Raw genomic sequence first — 9,396 nt, 5'->3', positions numbered from 1 at the left:
AATGCCGTAGAGGGGTTTAGGGCGAAAAAGACAAGGAAATCAGGAGGTTTAACGGTCGTTAACCATTTTCCCAGATTCCTGCCTATATTGCGCCCCGTTTTAAGCCGATAGCAGCGCCCGCCCGTGGAGGATGATAGCTGCGCACACCGTAGCGATCGTCCGGAGACGGTGCTTGGTGAACAGGCGTCGTCAGTCACGGCGTCCGTGCCGCCCATGGCAATCGGACCGCGAATGACGCGGGACGGCATCGGACAATGACCAACACTATACAAACAATAGGGAAATTGGCTCATGGCGGCCCTCAGAATTGCCTTCGAAGCTCCCGATACTCCGGGCAGCTCCTCTCCTTCCGGCAGGAAGCCCATCGATTTCGCCCATCTTGCCGCGCAAACGATGGGCGACAAGGCACTTGAAATCGAAGTGCTGCAACTGTTCGCCCGCCAAGCGCGCAAGGTGATGAAGGACATCACCGAAGGCGAAGTGAATGGACGTGCCCAGGCGGCCCATCAATTGAAGGGGGCAGCACTCGCCGTCGGCGCCGTCGACGTTGCGGCTGCAGCGGGCGCGATCGAGCAGCGCCCGGCCGATCCCGCTTTGCCCGATGTTCTTGCGGCAAGCGTGCTTGAGGCGGAGCTGTTCATCCTGAAGCTCTGCCGCTGATTGCAGCTTGCTACTGCATAAATCCTTAAATCGGATCCGATTTAAGGAGAAATTATGCAGCAAGTTTAAAGCGTTACAGCGTCCTTTGCGCGTCATTTTTGACACGCGGCGCTGTAGAAAGGTGCATCGCGGCCCGCGCTGAAACGCCGCGTCCGCGATGCCACCGCCGGCTCTTGTTGACTGAATGGCCGAATTGTTGGAAGAACTTTCCCTGAATTCGCGCCCGCTGCACCATGCGGCTTTGCGCTATCGGCCAGTCCCATCAGCTTATTCCGGAAAGTGACATGACAAAACTTACGATCGTTGCCTTTGATGGCACGCGCCACGAACTCGATGTCGAGAACGGCTCGACCGTCATGGAGAACGCCGTTCGCAATTCGGTTCCGGGTGTTGAAGCTGAGTGTGGCGGGGCCTGCGCCTGTGCCACCTGTCACGTCTATGTCGACGATGCCTGGACGGCTGCCGTCGGCGCTCCGGAAGCTATGGAAGAGGACATGCTGGATTTTGCCTATGACGTACGTCCGACTTCGCGGCTTTCCTGTCAGATAAAGGTCAGCGACGCGCTGGACGGGCTCGTCGTGCACGTGCCCGAACGCCAGGCGTGATCGCTGACCGCGGCTACCCGCGCGCCTGTCGCGACGATGCACCTGCGCGTCTCTCGCTCTCCGTCTGTGATGCCCATCTGTGCCAAAAAAGCGCCTCGCTGGTCGGGTGACGAGCGAGGCTAGGAGGGCGTATCGCACGCAGATGAGGGAGGGAACATCTGCTGCATCAAGACACGCCAGGAGAACCTGTATTGCTGCGTCGTCGAGCTTTACGCTTAAAGAAACGAACCGACGCTGCTGACTTCAAGTAACGGCAATATTTATACGTCCCGCAAGGCCCATCATGGCCCGCCAAATCGCTTTCGATAACGGAGGGTTGGGTTTCATTTCCCCCTCACGTCTCATGTTTCGAATGTAGGTGAGTCGCTCATTTGCAGCTATCGCTAGATTTCACCAATAAAATACTGTGGGTGCCCGCGCGCTAAACAGGTAGGGCGAAGTATATTGCCGCTATGCTTATGCCGGTCGTGATGGTGGAGCGTCGACCTGTCTACCGCTGCGTTTTTTTCAGCGTTTCCAGCCGGTATTGCAGCAGACGGATCATACGCTTGTCGAAATTAGCCGCCTCGGTCCGGTCGAACCGGGCCTGGTCCTTGTCATGGCTGGCGATCGCCTCGACACTGGCACGCGTGACGTTTTCCTGCATTTTTTCACAGTCCGCCTGCGGCTTCAGCGCCAGAAACGTCTTTTCCATCTTGCGGGCGTGGTTGCGCGCGATCTCTGCGTGGCGTTCCTCGTGCCGCTTGATATCGCTCGACAGCGTATCCCAGACCAAAGCGAGGTCGCGGCTTGCTTGCTTGCGATATTTCCAGCGCGGCAGGATGATGCGCGTGCTGAGCGTGACGCGGGCGACGCCGACCGCGCAGCGTCCGCCGCGATTGACGTAGGTGATGGTTCCGCCAAACTTGATGCGCGTGGCGCCCGGATGGCGCGCGCCCGTCGATTTCATCATCGGCCCGGCTTTGGACAGAGCCTTGTCGAGATCCGCGGCCGTGCGACCGCCGATCGAGAAATAAGAAAAGCTCTTGCTCATCACCGTTTCGCCGGATGCAGAGCCCACGGGCACCGTTACCAGAAGGGCAAGAAGGGCGGCTTTGAACGGAACGCGTACTAGAGACATCAATGCGTAGTTCTCTTTAGTTGAACTTCAATCAAGCTTGGGGCATAGCCAGCGCGGGTGCAACAGCAAATCGAAATGGTTGTCGGCTGCGCATCGTGAGGGGAAATGACTTACAATCCATTTCAAAATTTTTACTGGAAACTGGCCCATGGGCGTAACCTCGAACTGGGGTCGCGTGGCGTTTTGATGGCGATCATCAATGTTACCCCCGACTCTTTTTCTGACGGAGGTCGTTTCACTGATACGTTAGCCGCCGTCGCTCGGGGCAAGCGTTGCCTCGAAGAGGGTGCCTTGATCCTCGATGTCGGCGGTGAATCAACCAGACCCGATGCAGCGCCGGTGAGTGCCGAAGAGGAGCAGAGCCGGATACTTCCGGTCATCGCGGCATTGGCGCGCGACACCGATGCGCTCATATCGGTGGATACCTACAGGGCGGAGACGGCACGGCTTGCCGTCGAAGCCGGCGCCCACATCGTCAACGACGTGCACGGGCTTCAGCGCGAACCGGATATTGCGCGGGTTGCTGCGCAGACGGGCGCGGGGCTCTGCGTCATGCACACCGGTCGCGACCGCCAGAAGCTTGCCGATGTGGTCGATGACCAATTCGACTTTCTCACGCGCTCGCTGCAGATCGCAGCAGAAGCCGGCATCGAACACCAACGGATCGTGCTTGACCCAGGCTTCGGCTTTGCCAAGGACACGGATGAGAACCTGGAACTGATGGCGCGTTTTGCGGAATTGCACCGTTTCGAGCTGCCGTTTCTGGTCGGCACGTCACGCAAGCGTTTCCTCGGCGCCGTCACAGGACGTGAGCCGGCCGACCGCGACGCCGCGACCGCGGCGACGACGGCACTGCTACGCATGGCGGGTGCTGCCATTTTCCGCGTACATGATGTCGCAAACAGCAGGGATGCGCTGATGATGGCGGATGCTATGCTGGGTGCAAAGAAGAGCTGACGGGACGGACAACTATGAGCGCGACCTACACGATCACCCTGAAAAACTGTGCCTTCTTTGCGCGCCATGGCGTTCTCGACGAAGAAGAATTCCTCGGCCAGCGGTTCTTCGTCGATGCGGAGCTCGAAGTAGAGCAGGGCACGGCGCTGGTCGATGATTCGATCGACGACACCGTGCACTATGGCATCGCCTTTACCGAGATCGAGCGAATCGTCACGGGACGTCGGCGCTACCTGATCGAGGCGCTGGCCCTCGAGGTCGCCAAGACGCTCTGTGTGCGCTTCCCGCAGATCCGCCGCGCGAAGGTTTCCGTCCGCAAGCCGAACGCACCTGTGCCCGGCGTGCTCGACTATGTCGAAGTGACCGTCGAGCATGTCGCCTGACATGAGCGGATCGATCGCGACACTGGGGCTTGGCGGAAATCTGGGTGAGCCGCCAAAGGCCATGGCTGAAGCCCTGCAGATGCTCGACGCCCGGCCGGATTGCACGGTTCGAGCCGTTTCACGTCTGTTCCGAACGCCCCCCTGGGGCAAGACCGACCAGGCCTGGTTCTTCAATGCCTGCGCCGAAGTCGAAACGACGCTCGGCCCGGAAGCATTGCTGGATGCCTGCCTCGACATCGAGCGGCAGATGAAGCGGGTGCGCGACGAGCGCTGGGGCCCGCGGACGATCGACATCGATGTCCTGACCTTCGGCGACATCTCACAGACCGAGACCAAGCTGGAACTGCCGCACCCACGCATGACCGCACGCGGTTTCGTCCTGATGCCGCTTGCGGACTTCGCTGCTGCCATGAGCGTGAACGGACGGCGGGTCGAAGAGTGGCTGGCGGATGCCGACGTCACCGGGATAGAGGTGGCCGACGAAGACAGCGGCTGGTGGCGGGCAGGGACCTGAGATCGAGTAGGGTACAAGAGAAAAGTCCCTGCGTTCGGCCGGCTCTTTTCTCTTGATCGGTCCTGCCGCTTACTTGATCGAGCCAACGGCGATGTTGTCGACCTGACGGTTGAGGCTGACGCCGATCACCGGCACCATCGTATCCTCGACCTTGACCGAGATCGTGATGTTCATCGTCGAGTCGTTCTGAAGCCGGGCGATCATCGCGCCATTCAGCTTCTTGCGGTTGATGCCGACGACGACCTTGTCCTTGGCGACGTTGCCTGACACCACGTCGAGGCCCTTGCCGTCGGCGCCATCGAGGAACTTGCCGGTGTAGCTGCCGCCCTTCTGGGTGATCAGCGCCGACATCGGCTGCTTAAACACGCCAACCCGGCAGAAGCCGTCGAGCTTGATGCCGGCATCATTGCCGGCAACCGGTTCGCCAGCGAGATCGCAGGTGAACTTGGTACCCTTGTATTTTCCGGCGACAATTTCGCCGGGACCCTTCCACTGGCCGGAGACTTTCTCGAAGAAAGCCTTGTCCTTGCCGCCGGAAATGGCTGGCGTCGCAACGCCGACAGTTGCTGCAAGCGCGAAGGCGGCAGTGCCGCGAGCGATCAAAGAAGGGCGCGAGAACATAAACGATCCTTGATGGGTCAACGTCCGAAACTGGGAGTCACATTTGCGCTCAAATGGTTAATGGACGGTTTCTTTCGGGTGGATACCAAGGCTTCTTTGTGTCGATGATAGCGCTTTGCGGGCAGCAGATCGGATGGCCGCGAGACGGTCACAGCAGCCTCACCGTCATGTGCACCGATGCGCGCAGACGTGTTTATGAAACTCTATCGCAACGGCGTACGTATCCACTTGAAACGCGGAGGTTTCACGATGGCAGCGGCGATTAACGACACCCCGGAAATGGACGTCTCGCGGACGCTCACAATCCGCCGCCACGGACTTGCCACTCGGCTGACCCATTGGCTGTGGGCACTGGCATTGTTCTTCCTGCTCTTGAGTGGCTTGCAGATCTTCAATGCCCATCCGACGCTCTATCTCGGGCAGCAATCGGGATTTGCCTTCGACAACAGTGTTCTTTCCATCGGCGCCGTGCGGACCAAAGATGGGGTGGTCAAGGGTACGACGACGCTGTTCGGTCACGAGTTCGACACGACGGGCGTTCTTGGGGTCAGCGGACCCGACGATCGCCGCGTCTACAGAGCCTTTCCGGCCTGGTTGACGGTCCCGTCCTATCAGGACCTGGCGACGGGCCGCGTCGTGCATTTCTTCTTCGCGTGGCTTTTCGCGACGGTCTTTCTTGTTTGGTTGGTTGCGAGCCTGATCAACGGGCACCTGCGCCGTGACATCCTGCCATCGGGCGCCGACATCCGCAGCCTGCCAAAGAGCTTCATCAACCACCTGCGGTTCCGGTTCGATCATGGCCGCAGTTACAACGGCTTGCAGAAACTCTCTTATGCCGCTGTTTTGCTGATCTTTTTTCCGTTGATGATCCTGACGGGGCTGACGATGTCGCCGGGCATGGACGCGGCTTGGCCATGGCTGGTCGATCTCTTCGCCGGCCGGCAGACGGCACGAACGATCCACTTCGTCATCATGATTCTGCTCGTCATCTTCTTCGTCGTACACATCTTCATGGTGATTGCCGCCGGGCCGATCAACGAATTGCGCTCGATGATAACAGGACGATACCGCATCGATGGCGAGATGCCGCACAAGGAGGCAGGACAGTGAGCCGACTTCTGATCAACCGCAGGCGCTTTCTGACGGCCGCCGGTATCGCCGCCTCGACATTGCCGCTTGCCGGCTGTGATGCATTTGACGGCATGCTGAAAAACAGAGCGCCAGTCCGCGACGTCCTGGCATCGGCGAACGATCTGACTTACCGAGTGCAGCGGCTACTAATGGACGCCGACCGGTTGGCGCCTGAGTTTGGCGAAAGTGAAATCCGGCAGGGGCAAAGGCCGAACGGTTCGACCGAGCCGACCGATCCGGAGTACATCGCACTCCGGCAGCAGGATTTCTCCGGATACCGCCTCGGTATCACCGGGTTGGTCGAAAAGCCACTCAGCCTGACATTGACCGAGTTGCGCAACATGCCGTCGCGGACCCAGATCACGCGCCACGACTGCGTCGAGGGCTGGAGCTGCATCGCCAAATGGACCGGCGTTCCGCTTGCCAGGGTGCTTGATGAAGCCAGGGCCAAGCCGGAAGCGCGTTATGTCGTCTTCCATTGTTTCGACCGCATGGACCTCGGGCTTTCCGGACCGGCGGCCTACTACGAATCGATCGACCTTATCGATGCGCGCCATCCGCAGACGATCCTTGCCTATGGATTGAACGGAAGGCCGCTTCCGATTGCCAATGGCGCGCCGCTTCGGGTCCGCATCGAGCGGCAACTCGGCTACAAGATGGCGAAGTATATCAGCGCCATCGAGGTCGTCTCGGATCTGTCGCCATTCGGACGCGGACGCGGCGGCTTCTGGGAAGACCTCGGCTACGACTGGTATGCGGGCATCTAGCACTGCCGCCTAGACGTCGCCGTCCTGGCCGGTCGCGCGACTGGCACCGGGCGCGAGGTCGGAGAGAAAATCACCGATCCCGGGACGTTTCAGCGCTCGGAAAGGCATGGGCCGGCAAAGGTCCATGGCGGCGATGCCGATGCGCGCCGTCATCAGCCCATTGATCACGCCTTCGCCGAGCCGCGCCGAGAGCTTTGACGCAAGGCCGTGGCCGAGCACCTGCTGGATGAGGCTGTCGCCGGCGGCGATCGAGCCGGTGACGGCGAGGTGGGCGATGACGTCGCGCATCAGCCTGATCATGCCGAGCGTGCCGGGGCGGCCGCCATAAAGCTCGGCCATGGCACGGATCATGCGTGCGGATTCGTAAAGCACATAGCCGAGATCGACGAGCGCGCGTGGGCTGACGGCGGTGACGATCGACACGCGCTTGGAAGCGGCAAGGATGATACGCCGCGCCTCGCGATCGAGCGGCGTCAGCAATTCGCGCTCCGTCAGGTCGAGCAGATGCGGACCGTCGATGATCTCGCCTTCGGTTTCCTTAAGCCGCGTACGGCCGCGTGCCGTGCGCGGATTGGCGGCGAGAAGATGGACGAGCTTTTCCGAGGCAGACCGCGCCAGTTTGGTGTTGCCGGAAGCGGCCGCACTCTCGGTTTCCGATTTCAAGGTCTGGACGGCCGTTAGTTGCATCATGCCTGAAAGCTCGCGCACAATGACCACCAGCAGCGCCAGGAGCCCGATGGCAACGACCCCCATAGCGGCATAGCCGAGCCAATCGGCGCGGGAGAACAGGTCGCGGATCAGGCGGTCGACCCAAAGGCCAGCCGCGAGCGACAGGAGAATGCCGAAGGCCGCCATGGCGATCTTGCCGACGGACAGGCGACGCCTGCGGGGACTTGCCTCCGGCAGAGCGAGGCTCTCGACCGCGAGTGTGGTTTCCCGGAAGGGATCCTCCGCGTCCGGCGTCATCACCACCTTGTCGTCAAAGCTCGCCGGCGCGCGGCGGGGGCGAGCGCTTTCCGCCGGCTTCGGCTCCGGATCCGGGCTCACGGAAAAGGCGCCGGGCTTGCGGCCCCGACTGTTGAAATCGTCGCTCATGCCAGCCGGTCTCCAAACAGGAACTGCATCGCCCGATCGAGCCGTATATGTGGTACCGACAACTTCAAGCCGCCACCGGTCTCTTCGAGATGCGGAGGTCGGAAACGCACGAAACTCAGCTCGGGCATCGGGTGCACGTCGCCGAATGTTTTAGCCGACATATCGGCGTCAATCGCCCTAAAAAGAACTTCAGGATCATCCGGCAAGTCACCGGGAAATATGGCTGTTTTCCGTTCGCCGTCAAAAGTGTCGCCGTTGATCTTCTCGCCGTCGATCGGTGTGCCGACGATAACCGGAAGCGTATGTCCGCCGTGGTCGACCGTTGCCTCGCGCGTCGCCCGGACCGAGGCGATCGCCATGACTTCCAGCCCCGCGCCGCTCATGTCGATGCTGGCGGCCGCCCGGTTGACCAGGCGCGCTGTGATACGCTCCAGACGATCGTGGCTTTCATGGTGCAGATGATCTGCCTTGGTCGCTGCGATCAGCACCTTGTCGATCCTTCGGGTCAGGAACGACGAGAGCCAGCTGTTTGTGCCCGGACGGAAGCAGGCCAGCACATCGGCCAGCGCCTGCTCCAGATCGAGTAGGGCGTCCGGGCCGCCATTGATCGCCTGCAGCGCGTCGACGAGGACGATCTGCCGGTCGAGCCGGGCAAAATGTTCGCGAAAAAACGGGCTGACGACGTGCTTCTTGTAGGCCTCGTAGCGACGCTCCATCATCGCCCAGAGCGAGCCTTTGGGTGCGCGGCCATCCGGCAGGTCGGGCAGCGGCGAGAAGGTCAGGGCCGGCGACCCCTCGAGATCGCCCGGCATCAGGAAGCGACCGGGCGGCAGGGTCGAGGGTGAACGGGCGTCCGCCTTGCAGGCCTTGAGATAGGCGGTGAAACTTTCGGCAAGCCGGCGCGCGCTGCTTTCGTCGGCGGTCGCAGTCGGTCCCGCAGACGAGGCAAGCGTCAGCCAATCCGCCGACAGGTTGGCGCGGCCGCGGGCACGGGCGCGAGCCACCGACTTGTCGCTGAATTCTTTGAAATCCTGCGCGAGTAGCGGCAGGTCCAGCAGCCATTCGCCGGGATAATCGACGATATCGAGCGACAGCCGGCCGGCCGAAAACAGCCTGTTCCAGCCACTGGCGCTCTCGAAGTCGAGGGTAATGCGAAGCTGCGAGATCGCGCGCGTCGAATCCGGCCAGATACGATCGCGCACCAGAGCGGCAATGTGATCCTCATACTGAAAGCGCGGCACGGCGTCGTCCGGCTGTGGCTCAAGCCTTACCTTCGAGACCCGGCCGGAGCGCACCGGTTCAAACACCGGCAGCCGTCCACCGTTCAGGAGATTGTGCACCAGCGACGAGATGAAAACGGTCTTTCCGGCTCTCGAAAGGCCGGTGACACCCAACCGGATGGAGGGATTGACGAGGCCCGATGCACGATCGGTAAGATTGTCGAGCGCGATCAGGGCGTCGTCTTTGAGGCTGGTCAGATTTGGCGCCAAGTCGTGCTATCCCTCGCGGACCTTGCCGCTTTCGTTCATGCGATTGCCTGCCG

11 protein-coding genes are annotated in these 9,396 nt (G+C 61.2%); 7 read left to right on the top strand and 4 right to left on the bottom strand.

Going from position 1 to position 9,396, the window contains the following annotated elements:
- Positions 1–291 precede the first annotated feature (291 nt).
- Both AC244_RS04420 and AC244_RS04415 read left to right on the top strand, forming a co-directional pair.
- The gene (locus tag AC244_RS04420) at positions 292–660 is read left to right on the top strand and encodes an Hpt domain-containing protein (protein WP_053247539.1); all 369 of its coding nucleotides are present in this window, start codon (positions 292–294) and stop codon (positions 658–660) included.
- Between the two features lie 284 nt (positions 661–944).
- Entirely contained in the window at positions 945–1,265 is a 321-nt protein-coding gene (locus tag AC244_RS04415; protein ID WP_053247538.1) for a 2Fe-2S iron-sulfur cluster-binding protein, read from the top strand.
- A gap of 490 nt (positions 1,266–1,755) precedes the next feature.
- Here the strand turns inward: AC244_RS04415 and AC244_RS04410 are convergent, their stop codons facing one another.
- Positions 1,756–2,385: a DUF922 domain-containing Zn-dependent protease gene (locus AC244_RS04410; protein ID WP_053247537.1), complete on the bottom strand. Its 630-nt coding sequence runs from the start codon at positions 2,383–2,385 to the stop codon at positions 1,756–1,758.
- Between the two features lie 105 nt (positions 2,386–2,490).
- Between AC244_RS04410 and folP the strand changes: the two genes are divergently transcribed.
- The 3 genes from folP to folK are packed head-to-tail and all read left to right on the top strand — an operon-like array spanning position 2,491 to position 4,239.
- Positions 2,491–3,342, top strand: a complete 852-nt coding sequence (folP, locus tag AC244_RS04405) for a dihydropteroate synthase (RefSeq protein ID WP_053247536.1) — start codon at positions 2,491–2,493, stop codon at positions 3,340–3,342.
- Positions 3,343–3,356: 14 nt separating this feature from the next.
- Entirely contained in the window at positions 3,357–3,725 is a 369-nt protein-coding gene (gene folB, locus AC244_RS04400; protein ID WP_053247535.1) for a dihydroneopterin aldolase, read from the top strand.
- Positions 3,715–4,239 (top strand): 2-amino-4-hydroxy-6-hydroxymethyldihydropteridine diphosphokinase, encoded by a 525-nt coding sequence (folK, locus tag AC244_RS04395; RefSeq protein WP_053247534.1) that lies wholly within the window; start codon positions 3,715–3,717, stop codon positions 4,237–4,239. Before folB ends, folK begins: the two co-directional genes overlap by 11 nt.
- 69 nt (positions 4,240–4,308) lie before the next feature.
- Here folK and AC244_RS04390 read toward each other — a convergent pair whose 3' ends face one another.
- Positions 4,309–4,860, bottom strand: coding sequence for a hypothetical protein (locus AC244_RS04390; protein WP_053247533.1), 552 nt, complete (start codon positions 4,858–4,860; stop codon positions 4,309–4,311).
- 249 nt (positions 4,861–5,109) lie between these two features.
- Between AC244_RS04390 and AC244_RS04385 the strand changes: the two genes are divergently transcribed.
- Both AC244_RS04385 and AC244_RS04380 read left to right on the top strand, forming a co-directional pair.
- A complete protein-coding gene (locus tag AC244_RS04385) occupies positions 5,110–5,970 on the top strand; it encodes a cytochrome b/b6 domain-containing protein (RefSeq protein WP_082366738.1) in 861 nt (286 codons plus the stop codon).
- Entirely contained in the window at positions 5,967–6,758 is a 792-nt protein-coding gene (locus AC244_RS04380) for a molybdopterin-binding protein (RefSeq protein ID WP_053247532.1), read from the top strand. Before AC244_RS04385 ends, AC244_RS04380 begins: the two co-directional genes overlap by 4 nt.
- A gap of 9 nt (positions 6,759–6,767) precedes the next feature.
- Here the strand turns inward: AC244_RS04380 and AC244_RS04375 are convergent, their stop codons facing one another.
- Positions 6,768–7,853, bottom strand: coding sequence for a YcjF family protein (locus AC244_RS04375; protein ID WP_053247531.1), 1,086 nt, complete (start codon positions 7,851–7,853; stop codon positions 6,768–6,770).
- Positions 7,850–9,343, bottom strand: coding sequence for a YcjX family protein (locus tag AC244_RS04370; protein WP_053247530.1), 1,494 nt, complete (start codon positions 9,341–9,343; stop codon positions 7,850–7,852). The genes AC244_RS04375 and AC244_RS04370 overlap by 4 nt, the downstream gene beginning before the upstream one ends.
- Positions 9,344–9,396: the final 53 nt, after the last annotated feature.

Source organism: Ensifer adhaerens, from assembly GCF_001270265.1.
Lineage (GTDB): Bacteria > Pseudomonadota > Alphaproteobacteria > Rhizobiales > Rhizobiaceae > Ensifer > Ensifer adhaerens_B.
The sequence above is the reverse complement of the archived record's forward strand: the minus strand, read 5'-3'. Positions and strand labels throughout refer to the sequence as shown.

Coding starts and splice junctions, on each gene's coding strand:
- AC244_RS04420 (WP_053247539.1), top strand. CDS start 292: ATGGCGGCCCTCAGAATTGCCTTCGAAGCTCCCGATACTCCGGGCAGC.
- AC244_RS04415 (WP_053247538.1), top strand. CDS start 945: ATGACAAAACTTACGATCGTTGCCTTTGATGGCACGCGCCACGAACTC.
- AC244_RS04410 (WP_053247537.1), bottom strand. CDS start 2,385: ATGTCTCTAGTACGCGTTCCGTTCAAAGCCGCCCTTCTTGCCCTTCTG.
- folP (WP_053247536.1), top strand. CDS start 2,491: ATGACTTACAATCCATTTCAAAATTTTTACTGGAAACTGGCCCATGGG.
- folB (WP_053247535.1), top strand. CDS start 3,357: ATGAGCGCGACCTACACGATCACCCTGAAAAACTGTGCCTTCTTTGCG.
- folK (WP_053247534.1), top strand. CDS start 3,715: ATGTCGCCTGACATGAGCGGATCGATCGCGACACTGGGGCTTGGCGGA.
- AC244_RS04390 (WP_053247533.1), bottom strand. CDS start 4,860: ATGTTCTCGCGCCCTTCTTTGATCGCTCGCGGCACTGCCGCCTTCGCG.
- AC244_RS04385 (WP_082366738.1), top strand. CDS start 5,110: ATGGCAGCGGCGATTAACGACACCCCGGAAATGGACGTCTCGCGGACG.
- AC244_RS04375 (WP_053247531.1), bottom strand. CDS start 7,853: ATGAGCGACGATTTCAACAGTCGGGGCCGCAAGCCCGGCGCCTTTTCC.